Consider the following 23,493-nt stretch of genomic DNA (forward strand, 5'->3'; position numbering starts at 1 on the left):
CCGTCGCTTACGACTATTAACGCGAGTACAGTTCGACGATCAGCGATTCGTTGACGTCGTTGGCGATCTCGTTACGCTCTGGCAGGGACTTGAAAGTGCCTTCCATTTTCTTGGCATCAACCGACACCCAAGCTGGCATGCCGACTTGTTCAGCCAGCGACAGCGCTTCAACGATACGTACTTGCTTTTTCGATTTTTCACGAACAGCGATAACGTCGCCGACTTTGACAGCGTACGAAGCGATGTTGACCACTTGGCCGTTCACGGTGAACGCTTTGTGCGATACCAGCTGACGCGCTTCAGCGCGGGTCGAGCCGAAGCCCATGCGGTATGCAACGTTGTCCAGGCGGGTTTCCAGCAGCTTCAGCAGGGTTTCGCCGGTGTTGCCTTTGCGACGGTCAGCTTCTGCGAAGTAGCGACGGAACTGACGTTCCAGAACGCCGTACATACGCTTGACTTTTTGCTTTTCGCGCAGTTGGTTGCCGTAGTCCGAGGTGCGGGCACCCGACTTGACACCGTGCTGGCCTGGCTTGACGTCCAGTTTGCACTTGCTGTCGAGCGAGCGACGTGCGCTCTTCAGGAACAGGTCAGTACCTTCACGGCGGGAGAGTTTTGCTTTTGGTCCGATGTAACGTGCCACGATGCTTCCTTTGTTTTAAATAATGACGCCCCAGCCAAGCAACAAAATGGTTACCTGGTTAGGCGCTAGTCCGTGCCGCGAGGGGCCAGACGTGGCTAAAGTCTGCCAGTCTTGCGACATGACAGACGGCAATAGCCGGGCAGTATAACCGTTTCCGGTCATCTGCTCCAGCGATTTTTGACAGCTAGTAAGCTAGCTGAAAGGAACTCGCAAAAACCGTAGAGAGCGGTTCGCTATCGTCTCGAGTAGCGGAAGCGTACGGAGGTACGCTGAGCAACGGAGAGGCGATAGCGGATCGCGCAGTAGGTTTTCCGAGATTCCTTAGATGCGACGACGCTTAGGAGGACGGCAGCCGTTGTGTGGCACTGGGGTAACGTCCTGGATCTCGGTGATCTTGATGCCCAGGTTGTTCAGTGCGCGCACTGCGGACTCGCGACCAGGACCTGGGCCCTTGATACGCACTTCCAGGTTCTTCACGCCGCATTCCACTGCCACTTTACCAGCGGCTTCAGCTGCAACCTGCGCTGCAAACGGGGTCGATTTACGCGAACCCTTGAAGCCGGCGCCACCGGAGGTAGCCCACGACAGAGCATTGCCCTGACGGTCGGTAATGGTGATGATGGTGTTGTTGAAGGAAGCGTGAACGTGTGCGATACCTTCTGCAACGTTCTTCTTGACCTTCTTGCGCACGCGGGCTGCTGCTGCGCTGTTCTGTTGCTTAGCCATGTGATTTCCCTAGATTATTTCTTGAGCGACTGAGCGGCTTTGCGCGGGCCCTTGCGGGTACGTGCATTGGTGCGGGTGCGTTGACCGCGGACCGGCAGGCCCTTACGGTGACGCATACCACGGTAGCAACCCAGATCCATCAAACGCTTGATGTTCATGGACAGTTCGCGACGCAGATCGCCTTCGACGATGAATTTTGCTACTTCATCGCGCAGCTTTTCCAGTTCGCTGTCGTCCAGGTCTTTGACCTTTTTATCGGTCGCAATACCCGTCGCGGCGCAGATGAACTTTGCGCGCGGGCGGCCAACACCGTAGATGGCCGTCAGGCCGATAACGGTGTGCTGATGATTTGGGATATTAACCCCTGCAATACGTGCCATTCGTTATTCCTCGATAAATAACGGTTATTAACCTTGACGCTGCTTGTGACGTGGTTCGACGCAGATTACGCGAACAACGCCCTTGCGCTTGATGATCTTGCAGTTGCGGCAGATCCGCTTAACTGAGGCGTTAACTTTCATTATGAACTCTCTTCTAAAAGGTTCGATTAAATTTACTTGGTCCGGAACACAATGCGGGCACGGGACAGGTCGTAAGGTGTCAGTTCTACCGTCACCTTGTCGCCAGGGAGGATGCGGATATAGTTCATCCGCATTTTACCCGAAATATGTCCGAGCACCACGTGTCCGTTTTCCAGTTTCACTCGAAATGTTGCATTTGGGAGATTCTCAAGAATCTCGCCTTGCATCTGTATGACGTCGTCTTTTGCCATTCGGTATGTTTACCGCGCTTATCGCGTCGGAATTCCGCCCTTGAAGTTTGCTTTGCGCAGCAGCGATTCATATTGCTGCGACATCACGTAGTTTTGTACTTGCGCCATGAAATCCATGGTAACAACCACAATAATCAACAGAGAAGTACCGCCAAAATAGAAAGGTACTTTCCACTCAGCGACCATGAATTCCGGCAACAAGCACACCAAAGTGATGTAAATGGCGCCAGCCAGTGTCAGTCGTGTCAGGATCTTGTCGATGTAGCGGGCAGTCTGCTCACCGGGACGAATCCCTGGCACAAAGGCCCCGCTCTTCTTCAAGTTATCTGCTGTTTCCTTGCTGTTGAAAACCAGCGCGGTGTAAAAGAAGCAGAAGAACACGATGGCCACCGCGTACAACAGTGCGTGGATGGGCTCGCCTGGCCCCATCGATGCAGCCAAATCTTTCAGGAACCTGACCACCGGATTGGCGGTGTCGGCGCCTGTCGTGAACCAGCCCACGATCGTTGCCGGGAACAAGATAATCGACGAAGCGAAGATCGGTGGGATCACGCCGGCCATATTGAGCTTCAATGGCAGGTGCGACGTTTGTCCACCGTAAATCTTGTTACCCACCTGGCGTTTCGCATAGTTCACCAGAATCTTGCGTTGGCCACGTTCGACAAATACCACGAAGAACGTTACCGCCACTACCAGGATCATGATGATGATCGCCGAGAAAGCACCGATCGATCCGTTCGACACCGAGGAGCCCAAGCCACCCAGCGCGCCCGGCAAACCGGCTGCGATACCTGCGAAAATGATGATCGAGATGCCATTACCTAAGCCACGCTCGGTAATTTGCTCGCCCAACCACATCACGAACATGGTTCCGGTCAACAGCGTTACGACCGTTACGAAACGGAATGCATAACCAGGATCGAGCACCAGACCTTGTTGCGACTCCAGAGCGACGGCAATGCCGAGGGCCTGGAACGTAGCCAGAACAACCGTGAAATAACGGGTGTACTGGGTGATCTTGCGACGGCCTGCTTCGCCTTCCTTCTTGAGCGCTTCCATCTGCGGCGAAACGATCGACACCAACTGCATGATGATCGAGGCCGAGATGTACGGCGTGATACCCAGCGCAAACACCGTAAAGCGCGCGAGAGCGCCACCGCTGAACATGTTCAACATGCCCAGGATGCCGCCCTCTTGCGACTTGAACAGTGCGGCCAGCTGTACCGGATCAATCCCGGGGACCGGGATGTGAGCACCGATACGATATACCACCAATGCGCCAAGCAAGAACCAGAGCCGGCCCCAAGGGAACCCGGCTGCAGCGCTTTTTGCAAGTTGTGGATTAGTCGCCAATTTTCGCTCCGATCAAGCTGTTTAGCGGCAAGCTCAGGCTACCGAGCCGCCAGCTGCTTCGATGGCTGCTTTCGCGCCAGCGGTCACTTTCAGGCCTTTGAGGTTCACCGCTTTGGTGATCTCGCCGGACAGAATGACGCGCACGTCGCGTGCCAGCACGCTCAGAACGCCAGCTTGCTTCAGCACCAGGATGTCGACATCGCCAACAGCCAGGTTGTTCAGGTCGGACAGGCGCACTTCAGCTTTGAAGGTGGCGTTGAGCGACTTGAAACCGCGCTTAGGCAGACGGCGTTGCAGAGGCATCTGACCGCCTTCGAAGCCGACTTTGTGGAAGCCGCCCGAACGCGATTTTTGACCCTTGTGACCACGGCCCGAGGTTTTGCCCAGACCGGAGCCGATACCGCGGCCGACGCGACGCTTGTAGTGCTTGGCGCCGTCGGCTGGTTGAATGGTATTCAGTTCCATGATTTCTCCGTGTGTAAGCCTTGCGGCTTACCCAACTACTTTAACGAGGTACGAGACTTTATTGATCATGCCGCGCACGGATGGGGTGTCTTGCAGCTCGGAGACCGAGTTTACACGACGCAGGCCCAGGCCGCGTACGGTGGCACGGTGATCTTCACGCGTACCGATCAAGCCCTTGACCAGTTGTACTTTGACAGTTTTGTTAGTCATATCGTTCACCTTAGCCCAGGATCTCTTCAACCGACTTGCCGCGCTTGGCAGCGATATCGGAAGCAGTCGTCATTTTTGCCAGACCGTCGAGGGTCGCACGCACCAGATTGTAAGGGTTGCTCGAGCCGGTGGATTTCGCCACGACGTCGGTCACGCCCATTACTTCGAAGATAGCGCGCATGGCGCCACCAGCGATCACGCCGGTACCTGGTTTCGCAGGGATCATCATAACTTTCGATGCGCCATGACGACCGTGTACGGTGTGATGCAGGGTGCCGTTTTTCAACGGTACTTTGATCAGGTTGCGACGGGCTTCTTCCATTGCCTTCTGCACACCCACTGGTACTTCTTTCGACTTGCCCTTGCCCATGCCGATGCGGCCATCGCCGTCACCAACCACGGTCAGCGCGGCGAAACCCATGATACGACCACCCTTGACCACTTTGGTCACGCGGTTGATCGCGATCATTTTTTCGCGCATGCCGTCATCGGGCTTGTCGCTTGCCATTTTTGCTTGCATTTTTGCCATGATCGCTCCTTAGAACTTCAGACCGGCTTCACGCGCGGCTTCAGCCAGCGCCTTCACACGGCCATGGAAACGGAAACCGGAACGGTCGAAGGCGACTTCGGTGATTCCTGCTTTCAGTGCTTTCTCTGCGACACGCTTGCCCACCAGTGCGGCAGCAGCGGCGTTTCCGCCCTTGCCCGATTGGCCAGCCAGTTCAGCGCGTACTTCCGCTTCCAGGGTCGAGGCCGAAACCAATACTTTGGCTTCCGGGCTGATCAGGCTTGCGTAGATGTGCAGGTTAGTGCGGTGCACCGACAGGCGGTTCACTTTCTGCTGCGCAATCTTGATCCGGGTTTGACGTCCGCGACGCAGACGAGATTCTTTTTTATCCATCGTCAGCCCCTAATTACTTCTTCTTGGTTTCTTTAAGCTTAACCACTTCGTCCGAATAACGGACGCCCTTGCCCTTGTAAGGCTCAGGAGCGCGGTAAGCGCGAACTTCGGCAGCCACTTGGCCCACTTTTTGACGGTCGATGCCTTTGATGACGATCTCGGTCGGAGTGGCGGTAACAACCGTTACGCCTTCTGGCATGGCATGCACGACAGGGTGCGAGAAACCAAGCGACAGGTTCAGCTTGTCGCCCTGGGCTTGGGCTTTGTAGCCCACGCCGATCAGGTTCAGTTTTTTCTCGAAGCCTTTGGTGACGCCGTTGACCATGTTGTTGACCAGTGCGCGCAGCGTACCGGACATGGCGTTGGCTTCACGGCTGTCGTTCGCTGGCTCAAAGCTCAGCGTGCCGTCGTTGTTTTGTACTTTTACCAGGCCGTTCAGGTTCTGGGTCAGGACGCCCAGAGGGCCCTTGACGGTGATCGCTTGTGCGGAGATGGCGACATCAGCGCCAGCTGGCACAGCGATTGGCATTTTAGCTACACGGGACATGTGTTACTCCTTAAGCGACGTAGCAAATAACTTCGCCGCCGACACCGGTAGCGCGTGCTTTGCGATCGGTCATGACGCCTTGCGGAGTCGACACGATGGCCACACCCAGACCGTTCATCACCGTTGGGATCTCGTCCTTGCCTTTGTAGACGCGCAGGCCCGGACGGGATACGCGCTCCAAGCGCTCGATGACGGGACGACCGACATAATATTTCAAACCGATTTTCAGTTCCGCTTTGCCACCATCTTCGGCAACTGCGAAATCTTCAATGTAACCCTCGTCCTTGAGGACGTTGGCAATCGCTACTTTGACTTTCGACGATGGCATGGCCACGGTCGTTTTTTGAACGCCTTGGGCGTTGCGAATGCGGGTCAGCATATCGGCGATAGGATCGCTCATACTCATTGCATATTCTCCTATTACCAGCTAGCTTTAGTCATACCCGGAATTTCACCACGCATGGCGAATTCACGGAGCTTGATACGGCCCAGACCGAATTTACGGAAGGTGCCGCGTGGACGACCGGTGACGGCGCAGCGGTTACGCTGGCGGGTCGGAGCCGAGTTACGTGGCAGGGTCTGCAGTTTCAGACGCGCTTCGTAACGTTCTTCTTCCGATTTCGACTGGTCATCGATGATGGCCTTGAGCGAGGCGCGCTTGGCGGCGAATTTGTTCGCCAGTGCCACGCGTTTCGCTTCACGGTTAATCAGTGCGAGTTTTGCCATGATCTCTTAGTTCCTGAACGGGAATTTGAAGGCGGCGAGCAGAGCTTTCGCTTCGTCGTCGGTCTTAGCGGTGGTGGTGATCGAAATGTTCATACCACGCAGCGCATCGATCTTGTCGTACTCGATTTCCGGGAAGATGATCTGCTCTTTCACGCCGATGTTGTAGTTACCACGACCATCGAACGAACGGCCATTCACACCGCGGAAATCGCGCACGCGTGGCAGAGCCACGGTGATGAAGCGATCCAGGAACTCGTACATGCGAGCGCCACGCAGGGTGACCATGGTACCGATCGGATAGCCTTCACGGATTTTGAAACCCGCGATTGCTTTGCGCGACTTGGTGGTCACTGGCTTCTGGCCAGCGATCTTGGTCAGATCGCCAACAGCGTGCTCAAGGACTTTCTTGTCCGCAATTGCCTCACCAACACCCATGTTCAGGGTGATCTTGGTCAGACGGGGAACTTCCATCACCGACTTGTAACCGAATTTCTCGGTCAGATCGGAGACGACTTTTTCTTTATAGAACTCTTGGAGACGTGCCATGATTTCTTAAGCCTTCACTACTTCGCCGGTCGATTTGAAGACGCGGACTTTTTTGCCGTCAACATCTTTGAAACCTACGCGGTCTGCCTTGCCACTAGCTGCATTGAACAATGCAACGTTGGACACGTGAATCGGCATAGTCTTGTCGACGATACCACCTTGTACGCCAGTCATCGGGTTCGGCTTGGTCGCTTTTTTAGCAACGTTGACGCCTTCAACCACTACGTGTTCTGCGTCTACGCGACGCGAAACGACACCGCGTTTGCCCTTGTCTTTACCGGCCAGAACGATGACTTCGTCGTTTTTACGAATCTTATCCATTGCTGACTCCTTACAGTACTTCAGGTGCCAGGGACACGATCTTCATGAACTTTTCAGTGCGCAGCTCGCGCGTCACTGGTCCGAAGATACGGGTACCGATCGGTTCCAGCTTGGCGTTCAACAGAACGGCGGCATTGCCGTCGAACTTCACCAGGGAACCGTCTTGGCGGCGAACACCTTTAGCGGTGCGCACAACCACGGCGTTATAAATTTCACCTTTTTTGACACGACCACGTGGCGCAGCAACCTTAACGGTTACTTTGATCACGTCGCCAATGCCAGCATAACGGCGCTTGGAGCCACCCAATACCTTGATGCACAAAACTTCTTTTGCACCGGTATTGTCGGCAACTTCGAGCCGGCTTTCAGTTTGAATCATAGTATTCTCTTTCCCAACTTAAGCCGAAGAATCCACACAATGCGGACCTGCGGTCAGTCTTGGTCCCGCCAATGCGCTCTTGCAGAGCCCATTGTTTGGGTGCTTGACCTTCGTACTGCTACTGACCGCACGGTTCAGCGTCTGTGGCCAGACACTTTGCGGCGTTACATGAACGAAGCCCGCAAGTATTACATACCTTTTGCGGGCTTGCAAGAACTAATTGAAAAGCGCCGCCGAAACCACAGTTCCGGCGGCGATATCTTCAATTAAACGATTTGCGCGGCTTGCACCACGCGAGTCACGGTCCATGCCTTCGTTTTGGAGATCGGACGACCTTCCACGATTTCCACCGTGTCACCGGCTTTCACCTGGTTGGTCTCGTCGTGCGCGTGATACTTGTTCGAGCGCACGATGATCTTGCCGTACAAAGGATGTTTGACGTGACGTTCGATCAGAACGGTAACGGTTTTGTCCATTTTGTCGGACACCACTTTACCGATCAGGGTGCGCTTGAGCGACTTTACTGGTTCGGTCATTTGGCTTCCTTGGTGTTCATTACCGTTTTTACGCGTGCGATATCGCGACGTACCTTCTTGAGCTGCGAAGTGTTGCTCAGCTGCTGCGTAGCGATTTGCATACGCAGGCCGAACTGGGCCTTCAACAGGTCATTCAGCTCTTTTTGCAGAGCTGCCTGGTCTTTGCCGCGGAGTTCAGATGCTTTCATATTTCACTCCTGTTATTGGCCAACTTGACGGACCACGAAAGTGGTCGCCAGTGGCAGTTTGGCAGCGGCCAGGCGGAATGCTTCGCGCGCCAGGGTTTCGTCCACGCCGTCCATTTCGTACAGGACTTTGCCCGGACGGATTTCAGCGACGTAGTACTCTGGATTACCTTTACCGTTACCCATACGAACTTCAGCTGGCTTGTTCGAAATCGGCTTGTCCGGGAAAACGCGGATCCAGATACGACCGCCACGTTTGATGTGACGGGTCATGGCGCGACGAGCGGCTTCGATCTGGCGTGCCGTGATACGACCACGGGCAACTGCTTTCAGACCGAATTCACCGAACGACACCGAAGTGCCGGTGCCATGCGAAATGCCGGTGTTACGGCCTTTCTGCTCTTTACGATACTTTCTGCGTGCTGGTTGCAGCATGATTATTCTCCTGCTTTCTCAGCCGGCTTGGCAGCAGCACGACGGGCGCCTGCAGGACCAGCTGGACGTGGACGGCCCGATGGCTTGCCGTCGTCACGACGTGGGCCACGTGGCTTTTTCTCGTCAGGTGGGGTATCGATGACTGGTGCATCGCCGTTAGGCGCGCGGTCACCTTTGTATACCCAAACCTTGACACCGATGATGCCGTAGGTGGTCGAAGCTTCGCTGGTGCCGTAGTCGATGTCAGCGCGCAGGGTGTGCAGTGGCACACGGCCTTCGCGATACCATTCGGTACGAGCGATTTCGATGCCGTTCAGACGACCCGACGACATGATCTTGATGCCCAGGGCACCCAGACGCATGGCGTTTTGCATCGCGCGCTTCATGGCGCGACGGAACATGATGCGCTTTTCGAGCTGTTGCGAGATCGAATCGGCGATCAGTTGCGAATCGATTTCCGGCTTGCGGATTTCCTCGATATTGACGTGCACTGGCACGCCCATGATCTTGGTCAGCGCTGCCTTCAGCACTTCGATGTCTTCGCCTTTTTTACCGATGACCACGCCCGGACGCGAGCTGTAGATCGTGAAGCGCGCGTTCTTGGCTGGACGCTCGATCACGATGCGGCCGACCGAAGCGTTCTTCAGCTTGGTCTTCAGGTAAGCACGTGCTTTCAAGTCTTCGTTCAGCATGGCAGCGAAATTGCCGTTGCCTGCATACCAGCGCGAAGCCCAGTTACGGGTGACCGCCAGGCGGAAACCGGTTGGATGAATTTTCTGACCCATCGTAGCTCCTTAGTTACCGACGGTCACATAAATGTGACACGATTGTTTCGAGATACGATCGCCACGACCTTTAGCGCGTGCAGTGAAGCGCTTGAGGATCGGGCCCTTTTCAACGTAGATCGTTTTCACGAACAACTCGTCGATATCGGCACCATCGTTGTGCTCGGCGTTGGCGATTGCCGACTCGAGTACTTTCTTGATGATGGTGGCGCCTTTTTTCGGGCTGAATTGCAGAATGTTGAGTGCTGCGTCAACTTTCTTGCCACGAATCAGGTCAGCAACCAGACGGCCCTTTTGGTCCGACAGGCGCACGCCTTTGAGGATAGCTTTGGTTTCCATTATTTCTTCGCCTTCTTGTCAGCGGCATGGCCCTTGAACGTGCGGGTCAGTGCGAATTCACCGAGCTTGTGACCTACCATGTTCTCGGAAACGTACACAGGCACGTGCAGCTTGCCGTTGTGAACAGCGATCGTCAGGCCGATGAAGTCAGGCATGATGGTCGAACGACGGGACCAGGTTTTGATTGGCTTTTTGTCTTTGATCGCTTGCGCGGCTTCGACTTTTTTCACCAGGTGGGCGTCACAGAACGGCCCTTTTTTCAATGAACGAGTCATGATTTATCCTTATTTCTTGCCGCGGCGCGAGACGATCATGGAAGACGTACGCTTGTTGCTGCGAGTCTTCTTACCCTTGGTCTGCTGGCCCCATGGCGACACTGGGTGACGACCGGCTGCAGTTTTACCTTCACCACCACCGTGCGGGTGATCGACCGGGTTCATGACCACACCGCGAACGGTAGGACGAATACCGCGCCAACGCATGGCACCGGCTTTACCGATCTTGCGCAGGCTGTGTTCGGCATTGCCGACTTCGCCTACGGTCGCGCGGCACTCGATGTGCACGCGGCGCACTTCACCCGAACGCAGGCGAACCTGGGCGTAGGTGCCGTCACGGGCCATCAGAACAACGCCGGCGCCGGCGGTACGGGCCATTTGGGCACCCTTACCTGGCAGCATTTCGACGCAGTTCATCACGGTACCGACCGGGATGTTGCGGATTGGCAGGCAGTTACCGGCCTTGATCGGGGCTTCCGAACCGCTCATCACGGTGTCGCCTACAGCCATGCCTTTGGTGGCGATGATGTAAGCGCGGGCGCCGTCGGCGTAGCACAGCAGTGCGATGTGCGCGGTACGGTTTGGATCGTATTCGATACGTTCCACTTTCGCCGGGATGCCATCTTTGCTGTTACGCTTGAAGTCGATCAGACGGTAGTGCTGCTTGTGACCACCACCGATGTGACGGGTGGTGATGTGGCCGTTGTTGTTACGACCAGCAGTTTTCGATTTTTTCTCAACCAGGGCTGCCAGCGGACGACCTTTGAACAGGTCGCTGTTGACAACTTTCACCATGCCGCGACGGCCTGGGGAGGTTGGCTTCATCTTAACGAGTGCCATTATTTAGCCTCCTCGGTGAAATTGATTTCCTGGCCAGGCTTCAGGCACACGAAAGCACGCTTGGTGTGGTTGCGACGGCCAGTGTGGGCGCCCGAGCGCTTCTGCTTACCTTCGCGGTTCACGGTTTGCACCGATTCCACTTGCACTTTGAACAGCAGTTCAACGGCAGCCTTGATTTCTGGCTTGGTTGCGTCGGTGGTGACGCGGAACACGATCTGCTCGTTCTTTTCCGCGACCATGGTGGCCTTCTCGGAAATCACTGGAGCAACCAGCACCTTCATCAGGCGCTCTTCGCTAAATTTCAATGCGCTCATGCCAGCATCTCCTCAATCTTGGCCAATGCAGCTTTGGTGACCACGATCTTCTTGTAGAACACCAGGGACATCGGATCTGCGTGACGTGGTTCAACAACCAGTACGTTAGGCAGGTTACGCGATGCCAGTTCCAGGTTTTCGTTGGCGACGTCGGTGATGATCAGCACGGACTCGAGGCCCATACCGGTCAGCTTTTGCGACAGCAGCTTGGTTTTTGGAGCTTCGATAGCGAAGTCTTCAACAACAACCAGGCGCTCTTCACGAGCCAGCTGGGACAGGATCGAGCAGATACCTGCGCGATACATCTTCTTGTTCACTTTGTGGGTGAAGTTCTCGTCAGGCGAGTTCGGGAAGATGCGACCACCGCCGCGCCACAGTGGCGACGACGACATACCAGCACGAGCACGGCCGGTACCTTTTTGGCGCCATGGCTTCTTGGTCGTGTGGTGGACTTCTTCACGGTCTTTTTGTTTACGGTTGCCGCTGCGAGCATTGGCTTGGTAAGCAACGACGATCTGGTGGATCAGGGCTTCGTTGTAGTCACGGCCGAAAACGGAGTCGGCGGCAGCAACGTTAGAGGCGGCTTGACCTTGAGCATTCAAGAGCTTGAGTTCCATCGTTTAAGCTCCCTTCTTTGCTTTAACTTTGACAGCAGGCGATACCACTACCTGGCCGTTTTTGGCGCCAGGAATCGCACCTTTGACCAGCAGCAGCTGACGGTCGGCGTCGATACGGGCGATTTCGAGGTTCTGCACGGTGCAGGTAACGTCACCCATGTGACCGGTCATGCGCTTACCAGGGAATACACGACCTGGATCCTGCGCCATACCGATCGAGCCTGGTACGTTGTGCGAACGCGAGTTACCGTGGGTAGCGCGGCCCGAAGCGAAGTTGTGACGCTTGATGGTACCGGCGTAGCCTTTACCGATCGAAACACCTTGAACGTCGATTTTTTGACCGACTTCGAACAGGGAAGCAGCGATAACTTCGCCAGCTTTCAGTTCGGCAGCTTTGGCTGCGTCGATGCGGAACTCTTTCAACAGAGTACCAGCTTCAACACCGGCTTTAGCGTGGTGACCAGCAACAGCCTTCGTGACGCGGGAAGCGCGACGTTGACCGTATGCGACCTGAACTGCAGTGTAGCCATCAGTTTCAGGGGTTTTGATTTGTGCAACACGGTTGTTCGATACGTCGACAACGGTGACTGGGATCGAATCCCCGTCATCGGTGAAGATGCGCATCATACCAACCTTGCGACCGAGGAGGCCAAGGCTCATTTTTTCTCCAATTCCCACCTACGATTGGGCGGGGATATGTTGAACTACTAAATAAGTACGGTCCTGTAAAAAGAGGAATCCATACCGAAGCCGGCTAGTGTAGCGTGAAAAGACCCTTGACGCAACAACTTAGTACGAGGTATGTCAGGTTTTTGCGGCGCTGTTGTTGAGCGTTAGTTGCGGAGGGGAAAAGCTGTGGTGCGGATGACCATTCGGGCGCGCAAAACGTGGCGCCATGCGGGTTTGGCGGCGCTCCCTGCGTGTGCGCAAACGGCGCGGTGGACAGCGGCCTAGCATCGATCAGGCAGGCGCCGCCTGCCTCGTGCAACCGTCCACCCACCGGAGCTCCCATGAAAACCGTGCTACCCGCAGTGCTGCTGACCCTGGCAGCGCTGACCACCACCCTCGCCTCGCCGTCGGCCGCAGCGGGCGCCAATGGCGCCAGCCGCATCGACAACGTCACCCTCGGCGTGATCGACCTCACGCCGGACAACTTCGAACGGGCCGATTACGGCATCAACGATCTCAACGCGCGCCTGATGGCCTATTCCAACACGCTCAACAACGGCGGTAGTTACAGCCAGTTCGCGGTATGGCCGGAGCCGTTCATGGGCGGCCAGGCACAATTGCCGTCCAGCGCCGGACCTGGCACTGCAGTAGCCACCGCCAGCATCGCCGTAGGCAATGTCGCCGCCCGCGCCGCCGCCGACACCGCGCTTGGCGCGGGTAACTCGCTGGGCGCCGATGGCTACCAGCAGGTGGCGCTGACGCTCGCCCCGCACAGCCTGCTTACCGTCGGCGGCGACCTGTTCGCGCAGGCACGCCGCACCGTGGCGCCAGGCGAAAATTACTCGGTGTTCAGCTGGGCCTCGATCAGCATCAGCGACACCGACGGCACCACAGTAACCGAGCTCGACCGCGAGAGCGCGCTGCGCTGGGATGATCCCGGCGCAACCGAGGCAACCCGCCAGGAGCGCTTCCTGCTGGCATTCGCCAACCCCGGCGAGAGCGACCTGTATCTGACCCTGAGCTTCCTGGCCTACACCGACATCACGGTCAACCCGGTTGACGCCGGCGGCGGCGTGGCGCCGGTGCCGGAACCCGCAACCTGGGCCACGCTGCTGGCCGGCCTGGCCCTGACCGGCACCCTCCTCCGCCGCCGCCTTCGGGGTCAGTGCCGACATTCGGACACGGCCTCATCTTTTAACGGTCCAGCTCGTGTCTAAATGTCGGCACTGACCCCGGACCTAGGCACTGACCCCGAACCTAGGCGTCGGGGACGTGGATGCTGGCCTTGATGTGTTTGAGGTGGGCGATGATGGTGAACGTCATCACCACCAGCAGCGACCACGAACTCCATTTGCTGACGTGGACGGCGCTCCAGGCGCCGAGCTGGTTGGGGTAGCGCCAGACGCCCCAGAACGTGCTGATGTTTTCAGCCAGCCAGATGAACAGGCCGATCAGCACGAACGACAGCAGCAAAGGCATACGGCGGTCGCGGTCGAGCGGCCGGTAGATCACCATGGTGCGGGCGTACAGCCCCAGCGCGGCGGCGGCCAGGTACCAGCGGTAGTCGCCGATGTAGTGGTGGGTAAAGAAGTTTGCGTAGATCAGCAGCGCGATCAGCACCGCCATCCAGTACGGCGGATGGTGGCGGATGCGCAGATCGAACAGGCGCCAGGCCTGGATGATGTAGCTGCCCACGGCAGCGTACATAAAACCCGAGAATAGCGGCACGCCCCACAGCTTGGTGTAGGCAAAATCGGGGTAGCTCCACGAGGCGATCGCCCCGGACACCTTGAACACCTCGAGCGCAAAGCCCACCAGGTGGAACAGGCACACGGCCTTGAGCTCGTCCCATGTCTCGAGCTTCGACCACACCATGCCGGCCTGGATCGCCACCGCCGCCACCAGCAGCACGTCGTAGCGCGGCACGCCGAACAGGCCGGCGCGCGGCGTCAGGAACACGGCGCCAAAGAACAGCCCCACGAACAGGCAGGCGCGGGCGTTCTTGACGCCGAAATACAGGAACTCGAGCAGGAAGCGCGGGGCGCCGCGCAAGCCGCTGCGCGGCGCGCCGTCGAGTAAATGGGTGTCGAAACTGTTGAGTGTGCTTAACATGCGGCAACTCTAGCAAAAAAAAGACCAGGCGCGAAGGCCTGGTCTTTTTTCGGTCACCGGCACGGAGGCCGGCGGGTCAGCTCACGGTCAGCTCACAATCAGAAGAACTTGTAGCTGGCGCTCACGCCGATACGGCGGAACTGGAACGACTCGGCATAACCACGACGCCACTGGATCGGCGCAGCCTGGTCGAACAGGTTGTCGATGTACAGGCTCAACTTGGTGTTCGGGATGCCCGTGTACGCCAGGTTGTAGTCGACGGTGGTGTTGCTGCCCACGTGGCCGCAGGTACCCAGATTGGCAGCCGAGACGTTGTTGGTCTGGCAGTAGTTCATCGAGTCCAGGCTGTTGTTGCTGAAGCCACTGGCGTAGTTGATGGTCATGCCATTGTCGAAGTTACCCGACTTCAGGTAGCCACGCAGCTTGGTTTTCAGGCGCGAGCCCATGTCGTAGGTACCGGCCATGTTGACGTCGTAGGCATTGTCGGCAACGCTGAACTGCTGGTAGTTCTTCAGGTACGAACCTTCCAGTTTCAGACGGATCAGGCCCAGGTCGGTGTTGAAACGACCCGACGCGTCGAAGTCGAAGCCCGAAGCACGCGTTTTGCCGCTGTTGACGTATGGGTTGAACAGCAGGCCGATGGCACCGACGCCACCGAAGTTGAGGGTGTTCGCCGGAGCGTACTTGTTGACCAGCGCCAGGAACTGCGCATCCGAGACCGAGTTGTCCACGCGAACCAGCTGACCTGCTGGCAGGTTGGCTTCGCCACGCAGGATGTCGGACGTGGTGCGGGTGCCGATTTCATCCTTGCGTTCGATATGGAAGTAATCGAGTGCCAGGGTCCAGTTTTTGATCGGCTCGAACACGAAGCCGGCAGTGAACGAACGCGAGGTTTCCGGTTTCAGGTCCTTGTTGGCGGACACGAAGGTCGGGATACCGGCCAGGCAGTCGGCGTTTTGCAGCACGTTACCTTGGGTTTTGTCCGCTGGGGTCACGCCGGCGGCGTTCTGGATCAGCTTGTTCAGTGCACTGGCGGTAGCGCAGCGGCGTGGGTCGCTGATGCTGTTGGCAAACGAGCTGCGACCTAAGCCATTACCTGTTTCAACAATGTTCGGCGCACGGAAACCGCCGGCAGCCGTAGCACGCAGCAACAGGCTGTCGGTCGCGTTGTAACGCAGGCCCAGTTTTGGCGAGTAGTGCACGTCGCTGTTGGTCGACTTGTCAGCGCGTACCGCTGCGCTCAGTTCTACACGCTTGATCACTGGAATGGTCGCTTCCGCGAACAGCGCGTAGTGATCCATCTTGTCCTTGACCTGCAGTCCGGCGATGCCGATCAGCTCACCGCGCAGCACGTTGTCCGAGCTGGCCATTTCATATTTTTCCTGGCGGACGTCGGTACCGAACGCAACGCTCAGAGGGCCAGCCGGCAGCTGGGCCACTTCACCCGACACCACGGCATTGGCAAAACCGATTTTCGATTCGCCGATGGTGGTACGGACTGGGAACATCGAGTCCAGCAGCGCGTAGCTGTTGGTGCCGGCAGGACCGTTGAATTTGTAAGCGCCGCTGACGATGGCGTTGGCGTAACCGGTGGCGCTGGCAGCGCGGGTAGCCTTGCTGGCGTCCGAGGTCATGTATCCGACCGACGATTTCCAGTCGAAGCCTTTGACTTCGCCGGTCAGGCTCAGCATGACGCGCGACTGTTTCGATTCGGTGCGGTTGAAGTTGAAGCCATCGCCGGTGTCCATGAAGCGGGCACGGAATTCGACCGGGGCGCCGGTGGTATTGGCCGGGTTATTGGCTGGCAGCTTCGGATAGAAGAACGGACCAACCATTTTGCCTTCCAGCGCGTTGTACCAGGTGCTCGACGCAGTGGTCGGCTGCACGGCAAACGGTGCAACGATGTAATCGTTGCTGGCGCTGGCGTGGGTGATCTCGAAGTTGGCGTCGATATCTTTGCCGATGCGGAAGTGCGTATTGCTGGCCACTGCGTAACGCTTGGCGTTGGTGGTCAGGCCGGTATCGTTGAGGATATCGTATTTGCACAAGCCGTCGCGCGGGTCGATGCTGGTTGCAGGGCAACCTGGTGCTGGTTTGTAGTTGTTGGCGTTGACGTAGTAGTTACCGGTAGGCGAGTAGACGCTCGGGGTATCCCAGGTCGAACGGGCCGGGGTCTGGCGGTGCCATTCGGGGTAGTGGCTGCGCAGGTCGCCGGCCGAATAACCGTCGCTCTTGTACGCGTCGTACGTCAGGTAAGTATTGAACCCGTTGGTATCGATGTCGCCCCAGCCGATGATGCCGGAGATGTTGCGGTTGCGCTGGTCCTTGAAGCCATCGGACTCTTTGTAGTTGCCGGTGATCTTGGCGCCTTCGAAGTCCTTGTACAGGATGATGTTGACCACGCCGGCGATGGCGTCAGAGCCGTAAATAGCCGAGGCGCCGTCTTTCAGGATCTCGATGCGTTCGATCGCCGACGATGGAATCGCGTCGAGGTTGGTGAAGTTTTGTTGTGCACCATCGGCCAGGCCGTATTGCGCAATGCGCTGACCATTGACCAGTACCAGCGTGGCCACCTTGCCCAGGCCGCGCATGTCGACTGCGGACGAACCGGTGGCGAAGCTGCCCGAGCTGCTGTTTGCCGAGTTGATGTCGGTACCGATGGCGGACGAGGAACGCAGGATGTCCAGCGCGGTGGTCTGGCCGGTACGCTCGATATCGTCGCGGTTGAGGATCTGGATCGAACCGGCAGCTTCCTGTTCGGTGCGCTTGATGCTACTACCGGTGATTTCTACGCGCTGCATCTTCGGTTCCACGGCTGCGTCTTGCGCCGTTGCGTGCTGCGAAAATGCCAAACCGAGCGCCATCGCAATGGCGCTTTTTTTCATGGTGTGTTTCAAAACTACTCCCGAGAAATTGATGAATTCCATGCGCTTCTTAGTGCTGTTCGACCGGGTAAGGAGCTCAGCACTTTCGACGTCTGATCAGGAATTTCTCACAATATCAACGAGCAGGAAAAGACTTTATTTCAATTTTTATACGTCTTTCAGGAAATAAGTCCATATTTTGTTGTTTTTCAGTTCTTATTGGAAGTGAGATTATCAAGCTGGCAGCTATTCTTGATAACAGCCAAATCTTCGCCTCCACGGTACCTAACGTTTCATGCGGTTGAGCAAGTGGGCGCGCAACATGCGGGCGCCGGCGTCGTCGAGCGGGGCCAGCACGTGGCGCGCCGCCTCCGGGATATGCGCCGCCTCGCTGCCGTCGCTCTCGAACACGTAGTGGCGGAAGATCTCCTGCCATGCCTGGCGCTGCGCCGGCGGCAGGTCGCGCATGGTCAGCAGCGCGTGCAGCAGCGTGGTCGCCGGCGTGTCCATGTACGCGGGCGACTGCCGCCACCAGTAATTGACCAGCACGTTAAAACTGTCGAGCGCCTCGATATGGTGCCACCACATGCTGGGAATGAAGATGGCGTCGCCGGCCGCCAGTTCGGCCTGCTGCGCGTGGGCCCACGCGGTGGCAAAGCGCGGATAACGCTGCAAGTCCGGTGCGGCGAGATCGACCAGGCTGACGGCCTGGCCGGCGGGCGTCAGGTCGAGTGGGCCGATGTACAGGTTGGCCAGTTGCTCGGGCGGGAACAGCGTAAAGCGGCGCCGTCCGGCCGCCACGCAGGCCAGGTTGTCGGGCAAGTCGTAGTGGGCGGGAATGCGGGTGCGGTTGCCCACCCAGATGCTGGCCAGCGCATCGCGTTCGCCTAGCGTGACATCGTTTTCAGCCCTGAAGCCCGGCAGGCAGGCGTCGATCGTGGTCGAGCCCACGTACAGCGTCGGTGGACGCGCATCGCCCTGGTGCGCGCGCAAGGCGTCGAGCACGGCGTCGAAGCGCACCTGCTGCATGCTGAAGTTAAAGCCGGAGAGATCGTCGTTGTAAAAGATCCGGCCGTCGATCTCTGGCGCGCCATGCATGGCCATCACGGTGGCGTCGCGGTAAAAGCGGCGCAGGTAGGCGTCAGCCGCCTGCTGCGACTCGCGGGCGGCGCGCACCATGGGCCAGTGCGCCACCAGGCCGCGCAGCACCACCGGCGTGGTGGCCGTCAACAGCGCGTCGGGCAGCGGCGCGCCGTCGCTGCAATCGACCTCGGCAATCGGCTTAGCCACGGTTCTGCCGGTCGATCAGGGCGCGGAAGTTCGACAGCGACGCCACCACCATGTAAATCGGCAGCAGGTAGCCGGCGCGGTGCAGCCGATCGAGCGCGGCCGCGTCCAGCGCTGCCAGCTGTTCCTCGTTGATGGTGTAGAGGCCCTCGAGCCGGCGCTCGGCGCCGTCAGCGAGCTCGACCTCGAACACGAACGATTCGAGCAGCGCATGCTCGCGCAGCGCACCGATAAAACCGGCCATCTCCAGCATGCCCTGGTGCAGCGCGAACAGCATCGAATTGACGTGCTCGAGGTAAGGCGTGGGACTGCCCTCCTCCAGGAACACCGCTTCTCCTTCATCGGGGCCGCAGCGCAGGCGCGCATTGTCCTCGTCGACATGGACGGTCAGTTCCTGGCCAGCTACGCCAATCAGGAACGGCTGGCGGCGCACCGCCAGCGGCACGTAGTCGGCATCCCAGCCAGCATTGGTCAGGAACAGGTTTTCGCCGGCCGCCAGGCCGAACAGGGCCAGCGCTTCGAAACCGTTGCCGCCTTCGGTGGGGCGAAACACGATCGGGTAATGCGCCTGCACCTGGCGAAACTCGGCCGCCACGATCGGCGCGGCCATCTGGTTGTCACCGAATTCGGCGCTGTGGCCGGTACGCACCCGCAGGTGTTGATGGGTAATGTTATTGAGTAGGACTGGCTTGGCCATGGTTGCTCTGTGATTGCGTTGACTAAACAAGAAAGGGGCGACGCTTGTCAGCGCCGCCCCTGGTTACACCGCGATGTTTCCGATTAGAACTTGTAGCGCGCGCCCAGCATATACCGTGGGCCGGCTTGCGTCACGTTGATCGTTGCCATGCTGGTACGGCCATGCTGACGCTGGGTCTCGTCGGTCAGGTTGATCGCCTCGAGCTGGAAGCTCAGGTTCTTGGTGTAGTTGTAGCCGATGCTCACGTCGGTCTGGCCATAGCTGTCGGTGTAGATCGGCGCTGCCTTGCCCGAACCGTCCACGGTGGCGGCCAGGAACTCGCCGCGCCAGTTGTAGGCCAGGCGCACCGACCACTTCTCGTTTTCGAAGATGCCGACCACGTTGGCCGAATTGCTCAGCCCCAGGATTGCGAACTGGTCGCTGATATTGGCATTGTCGTACTTGAGCGGCGAACGCACGTAGGTGTAGTTCGCCTGTACGCCAAAGCCGGTGCGGGCGAACATGTGCTGGACGTTCACTTCGGCGCCACTGACACGCGCCGATTTCTGGTTGGCGTAGCTGGTGGTAAGGAAGTTGGCCAGCGGATCGCCTGGCAGGCCGGTGATACGACCCTTCAGGTTGCCGTCCGGGTTGACACCGGTACGCACCACGCCAGGCTGGCCGTCGTAGGTGCTCAGGATGTAGTTACGGATGCAGTTCGTGTCCGCCACCGTGCAGCCACCGGTTGCCAGCGCAGCCTTGTAGTAGGCGCCGCCGACCGGCGTGTGCAGGTCGTACAGCGAACCCGGGGTCACGATGGTGCCGGCGTAGTTATCCATTTCCTTGCGGAACAGGGCCAGCGAGAACACGCTCTGCTTGTCGTAGTACCACTCGTAGGACAAATCGAGGTTCTTCGACTTCACCGGTTTCAGGGCCGGGTTACCGACCGAGGCGGTGCCGTTGTAGGTGCTGGCGATCGTCCCCAGGCTCAGGCCGCCCTGCAGCTGGTCGTAGCGGGCGCGACCGATGGTGGCGCCGGCGCTGGCACGCAGTTTCATGTCGGCACGCAGGTCGACGTCAAAGTTCAGGCTAGGCAGCACGTTGTTATACGACGAGGCAGTGGTGGCCGATTCGGCGCGCGCCAACGTGATTGGTAATTCGTTCTGCGACTCCCACACCATGGCAGTGCCAGGCTGGAACTGGGCCACCGAGGTGACCTTGGTTTTCTCGAAACGCACGCCGGCCGACGTGTGCATCGGCATGGCCGTATCCCAGTCGGTACCGAACGAGGCATAGACCGACGAGGTTTTCTCCGTCAGCAGACGATCGGTATCGGCGCTGGCAAAGTTCGGCAGGTAACCGGCCTGGTTGCCGGTGGCATTGGCGGTCAAGGCGCGCACGGTCGCAAAGTCGAACGTGTAGAGCGTACCGAACAGGTTCGGCGAGCCGCCGATCTTGCTGAAGTAGTCGCCCAGCGGGTTGGCCTGGTAGGCGCTGGCCGGATAGTCGGATGCCTTGCTGGCGCCGCTCCAGGTGTTGTTCTGCACGTTCGAGTACGTCGAGCGGTTGGACGACTTGGTGTAGCCGGCGCCGAACTTGACGGTCGAGGCTTCCAGCACCTGCCAGTCGCCACCGGCCTGCACCTGGTCAACCTTGGCCTTCTGGTAGCTGTTGTGGAACCACGAACCGGTGCCCTGGATCGGCTGCGCTGCCAGGTTGGCGGCTGGCATCGACACGATCGGCAGCTTGTTGGTGAAGTCGATCGAAGTGGTACCACGGCTGAAGCTGGCGTTGGACAGGTTGTTCTCGGTACCCCAAGGGCTGTCTGCGCCAGACTCGGCGGTCGAATGATGGACGTCGAAATTGAGCTTGAGCGCGTTGCTGGCCTTCCATACCGTGTTGAAACCGATCGACTCGTTCTTGGTCTTGGTGGCGTAGTCGCCGCCGACGATCGAGATGTCCTGCGGCGAGTTATAGGTTTCCGAGTACGTCAGCGGCGACTGCACGTGGCCACCCGGCCAGCTGCTGGTCGAGGTCGGCGTCTGCGCAAACCATACGCTCAGTTCGTTACGCTTGGTCTGCACCTTGTTTTCCGAATAGGTCAGGTCGAGCGTGGTGGTAATGTCCTTGACGGGACGGAACTGCAAGGCCAGCTGGCCGTTGGTACGTTGACGCTGGATGCCGTTGACGCCGTAGCCGAAGTTTTGCGGAATCGAGTACACATCGGTCGGACCAGGACGGTTGGTGATGTTTTGCGAACCTGGCTGGCCAGGCTGCGGCAAAGTCGAACCGGCGGTCGTGTCCGAACCCAGGTACGGGCCCTGGTAGCCATTGGCCAGGCCGGCGCGGTTGAAGCCTGAATTGCGTTCCTGGTAGCTGGCGCTCACGGCCACGCCGAAGCGGCCATCTTCGCTGGTGTTGGTATAGATGCCCGATACTTCCGGGGTGGTGCTGTCGCCCTTGAGCATGCCTGGCAGGTGCTTGTTGGACGTGTCGTGCACGGCTTTCACACCGATGCTCGAGTGCATGCCCGGGTTGTCGAACGGACGCGCGGTCATCACGTTGATGGTAGCGCCAATGCCGCCGGTCGGGTTGTCGGCGCGGCCGGACTTGTACACCTGCAGCTGCGAAATCGCTTCCGAGGCCAGGTTCGAGAAGTCGAACGAACGGCCGCCCAGGTCGCCCAGGTCGGTGGTTGGCATCTGGCGGCCATTGAGCAGCACCAGGTTGAAGTCGGGACCGAGGCCGCGCACGGTGACCTTCTGCCCTTCGCCGTTGCTGCGGTCGATCGACACGCCGCTAATGCGCTGCAGCGATTCGGCCAGGTTGGTATCGGGGAATTTACCGATGTCGTCAGCGACGATGCCGTCAACGATGCCGTCGCTGTTGCGCTTCATGTTCATGGTGGACTGCATGCTGGCGCGGATGCCGGAGACGACCACTTTTGGACCGTCGACATCGCCAGGTACAGGGCCGGACTGCTGCTGCGCATGGGCTGGCGCGAAGGTTGCGAACGTAGCGCAAGCGCCCGCCACAGCCATGGAGATCAGGCGGCGTTGCTTCGGCAGGCGGCTTGAAAACGTTTTCAGATTTTGGTGCATTTTGTCTCCGTTGTTTGTCAGTTTATTTTTACAACTTATTTTCGGGTAAAGCAGGCGGGGCGGTGGTAGCCCCGGGGGGGCGGGTTACAACACGAGCTGCCGGGTGGCGTGCTTGGCGTGTAGATAGCGCTATCAAGAATATGATCAAAATAATTTTTAGTCAATTCAACTCGCTAAATTTGCATGGCAAACACGGCACTGACGTAAAGACGCAACACCTTTGTAACCGCAAGGCAATTTCTGATAAAAAAAAGCCGAACGGATCACCGTTCGGCTTTTTATCAGCTGGCAGCGCAGGCGCCGCCCGGCTTGAATGCAATTATTGCAGTTTGATTTCGACGTCAACACCAGCTGGCAGGTCCAGCTTCATCAGTGCATCAACGGTCTTGTCGGTTGGGTCAACGATGTCCATCAGGCGCTGGTGGGTACGGATCTCGAACTGGTCGCGCGAGGTCTTGTTGACGTGCGGGGAACGCAGTACGTCAAAACGCTGGATGCGGGTTGGCAGTGGAACTGGGCCCTTGACCACGGCGCCGGTACGCTTGGCGGTGTCAACGATTTCCAGTGCGGACTGGTCGATCAGCTTGTAGTCGAAAGCTTTCAGGCGGATACGGATTTTCTGGTTTGGTGCGGACATGATATTTCCTCGAAAAGAGCGAACTGGCTACTATGTAGCGCCAGCAAATTTAAAAAGAACGATGTTCTGCAATGAAGCCCGACATGGTATCACACCTTGCCGGGCTTCATTTATTCAGCGCTTAAAAATTAAGCGATGATTTTTGCAACAACGCCGGCGCCGACGGTACGGCCGCCTTCACGGATAGCGAAGCGCAGACCTTCTTCCATCGCGATCGGGTTGATCAGCTTGACGG

At 58.1% G+C, this 23,493-nt stretch carries 34 protein-coding genes; 1 reads left to right on the forward strand and 33 read right to left on the reverse strand.

Annotation, left to right across the window (positions count from 1 at the left end; all coding sequences use genetic code 11):
* Positions 1-16: 16 nt before the first annotated feature.
* The 26 genes from rpsD to rplC form a co-directional block, all read right to left on the reverse strand.
* A complete protein-coding gene (rpsD, locus tag DUPY_RS01670; RefSeq protein WP_070245980.1) occupies positions 17-640 on the reverse strand; it encodes a 30S ribosomal protein S4 in 624 nt (207 codons plus the stop codon).
* 321 nt (positions 641-961) lie between these two features.
* Positions 962-1,366, reverse strand: a complete 405-nt coding sequence (rpsK, locus tag DUPY_RS01675; RefSeq protein ID WP_070245981.1) for a 30S ribosomal protein S11 — start codon at positions 1,364-1,366, stop codon at positions 962-964.
* 14 nt (positions 1,367-1,380) lie between these two features.
* On the reverse strand, positions 1,381-1,746 hold the full coding sequence (rpsM, locus tag DUPY_RS01680; protein ID WP_019923475.1) for a 30S ribosomal protein S13: 366 nt from the start codon (positions 1,744-1,746) through the stop codon (positions 1,381-1,383).
* A 27-nt stretch (positions 1,747-1,773) separates the two neighbouring features.
* Positions 1,774-1,887 carry a 50S ribosomal protein L36 gene (gene rpmJ, locus DUPY_RS27055; RefSeq protein ID WP_005663407.1) on the reverse strand — a complete coding sequence of 38 codons (114 nt, stop codon included), beginning with the start codon at positions 1,885-1,887 and terminating at the stop codon, positions 1,774-1,776.
* A gap of 32 nt (positions 1,888-1,919) precedes the next feature.
* Positions 1,920-2,138: a translation initiation factor IF-1 gene (infA, locus tag DUPY_RS01685; RefSeq protein ID WP_005663428.1), complete on the reverse strand. Its 219-nt coding sequence runs from the start codon at positions 2,136-2,138 to the stop codon at positions 1,920-1,922.
* Positions 2,139-2,156: 18 nt separating this feature from the next.
* Positions 2,157-3,491, reverse strand: coding sequence for a preprotein translocase subunit SecY (secY, locus tag DUPY_RS01690; protein ID WP_070245982.1), 1,335 nt, complete (start codon positions 3,489-3,491; stop codon positions 2,157-2,159).
* A gap of 33 nt (positions 3,492-3,524) precedes the next feature.
* Complete coding sequence (gene rplO / locus DUPY_RS01695) at positions 3,525-3,956, reverse strand: 50S ribosomal protein L15 (protein ID WP_008444334.1); 432 nt, start codon at positions 3,954-3,956, stop codon at positions 3,525-3,527.
* Between the two features lie 27 nt (positions 3,957-3,983).
* Positions 3,984-4,166 (reverse strand): 50S ribosomal protein L30, encoded by a 183-nt coding sequence (rpmD, locus tag DUPY_RS27060; RefSeq protein ID WP_019923477.1) that lies wholly within the window; start codon positions 4,164-4,166, stop codon positions 3,984-3,986.
* Between the two features lie 10 nt (positions 4,167-4,176).
* A complete protein-coding gene (rpsE, locus tag DUPY_RS01700; RefSeq protein WP_019923478.1) occupies positions 4,177-4,695 on the reverse strand; it encodes a 30S ribosomal protein S5 in 519 nt (172 codons plus the stop codon).
* 9 nt (positions 4,696-4,704) lie between these two features.
* Complete coding sequence (gene rplR, locus DUPY_RS01705; protein WP_019923479.1) at positions 4,705-5,067, reverse strand: 50S ribosomal protein L18; 363 nt, start codon at positions 5,065-5,067, stop codon at positions 4,705-4,707.
* Positions 5,068-5,080: 13 nt separating this feature from the next.
* The gene (gene rplF / locus DUPY_RS01710) at positions 5,081-5,614 is read right to left on the reverse strand and encodes a 50S ribosomal protein L6 (protein ID WP_026637583.1); all 534 of its coding nucleotides are present in this window, start codon (positions 5,612-5,614) and stop codon (positions 5,081-5,083) included.
* Between the two features lie 10 nt (positions 5,615-5,624).
* Entirely contained in the window at positions 5,625-6,020 is a 396-nt protein-coding gene (rpsH, locus tag DUPY_RS01715; RefSeq protein ID WP_019923481.1) for a 30S ribosomal protein S8, read from the reverse strand.
* 14 nt (positions 6,021-6,034) lie between these two features.
* Positions 6,035-6,340, reverse strand: a complete 306-nt coding sequence (gene rpsN, locus DUPY_RS01720; RefSeq protein WP_019923482.1) for a 30S ribosomal protein S14 — start codon at positions 6,338-6,340, stop codon at positions 6,035-6,037.
* 6 nt (positions 6,341-6,346) lie between these two features.
* Entirely contained in the window at positions 6,347-6,886 is a 540-nt protein-coding gene (gene rplE, locus DUPY_RS01725) for a 50S ribosomal protein L5 (protein WP_070245983.1), read from the reverse strand.
* Positions 6,887-6,892: 6 nt separating this feature from the next.
* The gene (rplX, locus tag DUPY_RS01730; protein ID WP_019923484.1) at positions 6,893-7,207 is read right to left on the reverse strand and encodes a 50S ribosomal protein L24; all 315 of its coding nucleotides are present in this window, start codon (positions 7,205-7,207) and stop codon (positions 6,893-6,895) included.
* Between the two features lie 10 nt (positions 7,208-7,217).
* On the reverse strand, positions 7,218-7,586 hold the full coding sequence (rplN, locus tag DUPY_RS01735; protein WP_019923485.1) for a 50S ribosomal protein L14: 369 nt from the start codon (positions 7,584-7,586) through the stop codon (positions 7,218-7,220).
* A 266-nt stretch (positions 7,587-7,852) separates the two neighbouring features.
* Complete coding sequence (gene rpsQ / locus DUPY_RS01740) at positions 7,853-8,122, reverse strand: 30S ribosomal protein S17 (RefSeq protein WP_008444314.1); 270 nt, start codon at positions 8,120-8,122, stop codon at positions 7,853-7,855.
* The gene (gene rpmC, locus DUPY_RS01745; protein WP_056146773.1) at positions 8,119-8,310 is read right to left on the reverse strand and encodes a 50S ribosomal protein L29; all 192 of its coding nucleotides are present in this window, start codon (positions 8,308-8,310) and stop codon (positions 8,119-8,121) included. Before rpmC ends, rpsQ begins: the two co-directional genes overlap by 4 nt.
* A 12-nt stretch (positions 8,311-8,322) precedes the next feature.
* Complete coding sequence (gene rplP / locus DUPY_RS01750) at positions 8,323-8,742, reverse strand: 50S ribosomal protein L16 (protein ID WP_070245984.1); 420 nt, start codon at positions 8,740-8,742, stop codon at positions 8,323-8,325.
* A 2-nt stretch (positions 8,743-8,744) separates the two neighbouring features.
* Positions 8,745-9,527, reverse strand: coding sequence for a 30S ribosomal protein S3 (rpsC, locus tag DUPY_RS01755; protein ID WP_070245985.1), 783 nt, complete (start codon positions 9,525-9,527; stop codon positions 8,745-8,747).
* A gap of 9 nt (positions 9,528-9,536) precedes the next feature.
* Positions 9,537-9,869, reverse strand: coding sequence for a 50S ribosomal protein L22 (gene rplV, locus DUPY_RS01760; RefSeq protein WP_174864456.1), 333 nt, complete (start codon positions 9,867-9,869; stop codon positions 9,537-9,539).
* Entirely contained in the window at positions 9,866-10,141 is a 276-nt protein-coding gene (gene rpsS / locus DUPY_RS01765; protein WP_026133139.1) for a 30S ribosomal protein S19, read from the reverse strand. Before rpsS ends, rplV begins: the two co-directional genes overlap by 4 nt.
* A 9-nt stretch (positions 10,142-10,150) precedes the next feature.
* Positions 10,151-10,981: a 50S ribosomal protein L2 gene (gene rplB / locus DUPY_RS01770; RefSeq protein WP_070245986.1), complete on the reverse strand. Its 831-nt coding sequence runs from the start codon at positions 10,979-10,981 to the stop codon at positions 10,151-10,153.
* A complete protein-coding gene (gene rplW / locus DUPY_RS01775) occupies positions 10,981-11,295 on the reverse strand; it encodes a 50S ribosomal protein L23 (RefSeq protein ID WP_019923491.1) in 315 nt (104 codons plus the stop codon). Before rplW ends, rplB begins: the two co-directional genes overlap by 1 nt.
* Complete coding sequence (gene rplD / locus DUPY_RS01780) at positions 11,292-11,912, reverse strand: 50S ribosomal protein L4 (RefSeq protein ID WP_056151025.1); 621 nt, start codon at positions 11,910-11,912, stop codon at positions 11,292-11,294. Before rplD ends, rplW begins: the two co-directional genes overlap by 4 nt.
* A gap of 3 nt (positions 11,913-11,915) precedes the next feature.
* Positions 11,916-12,572, reverse strand: coding sequence for a 50S ribosomal protein L3 (gene rplC / locus DUPY_RS01785; RefSeq protein ID WP_070245987.1), 657 nt, complete (start codon positions 12,570-12,572; stop codon positions 11,916-11,918).
* Positions 12,573-12,922: 350 nt separating this feature from the next.
* On the opposite strand from rplC, the gene DUPY_RS01790 reads away from it, so the two are divergent.
* Entirely contained in the window at positions 12,923-13,798 is an 876-nt protein-coding gene (locus tag DUPY_RS01790) for a PEPxxWA-CTERM sorting domain-containing protein (RefSeq protein ID WP_070245988.1), read from the forward strand.
* A gap of 40 nt (positions 13,799-13,838) precedes the next feature.
* Here the strand turns inward: DUPY_RS01790 and DUPY_RS01795 are convergent, their stop codons facing one another.
* From DUPY_RS01795 to DUPY_RS27065, 7 genes are all read right to left on the reverse strand, one after another.
* Positions 13,839-14,693: a DUF817 domain-containing protein gene (locus DUPY_RS01795; RefSeq protein WP_070245989.1), complete on the reverse strand. Its 855-nt coding sequence runs from the start codon at positions 14,691-14,693 to the stop codon at positions 13,839-13,841.
* A 98-nt stretch (positions 14,694-14,791) separates the two neighbouring features.
* Positions 14,792-17,578, reverse strand: coding sequence for a TonB-dependent receptor plug domain-containing protein (locus DUPY_RS01800; protein WP_070245990.1), 2,787 nt, complete (start codon positions 17,576-17,578; stop codon positions 14,792-14,794).
* Positions 17,579-17,842: 264 nt separating this feature from the next.
* On the reverse strand, positions 17,843-18,847 hold the full coding sequence (locus tag DUPY_RS01805) for a cupin-like domain-containing protein (protein ID WP_070245991.1): 1,005 nt from the start codon (positions 18,845-18,847) through the stop codon (positions 17,843-17,845).
* Complete coding sequence (locus tag DUPY_RS01810) at positions 18,840-19,541, reverse strand: SapC family protein (protein ID WP_070245992.1); 702 nt, start codon at positions 19,539-19,541, stop codon at positions 18,840-18,842. Before DUPY_RS01810 ends, DUPY_RS01805 begins: the two co-directional genes overlap by 8 nt.
* Before the next feature lie 83 nt (positions 19,542-19,624).
* The gene (locus DUPY_RS01815) at positions 19,625-22,621 is read right to left on the reverse strand and encodes a TonB-dependent receptor (protein ID WP_070245993.1); all 2,997 of its coding nucleotides are present in this window, start codon (positions 22,619-22,621) and stop codon (positions 19,625-19,627) included.
* 319 nt (positions 22,622-22,940) lie between these two features.
* Positions 22,941-23,258 carry a 30S ribosomal protein S10 gene (rpsJ, locus tag DUPY_RS01820; protein WP_005663509.1) on the reverse strand — a complete coding sequence of 106 codons (318 nt, stop codon included), beginning with the start codon at positions 23,256-23,258 and terminating at the stop codon, positions 22,941-22,943.
* A 128-nt stretch (positions 23,259-23,386) separates the two neighbouring features.
* The coding region (locus tag DUPY_RS27065; RefSeq protein ID WP_474795865.1) for an EF-Tu C-terminal domain-related protein at positions 23,387-23,493 on the reverse strand (107 nt) is incomplete at its 5' end.

Origin of the sequence: Duganella phyllosphaerae, assembly GCF_001758785.1 — a bacterium.
GTDB classification, from domain to species: Bacteria; Pseudomonadota; Gammaproteobacteria; order Burkholderiales; family Burkholderiaceae_D; genus Rugamonas; species Rugamonas phyllosphaerae.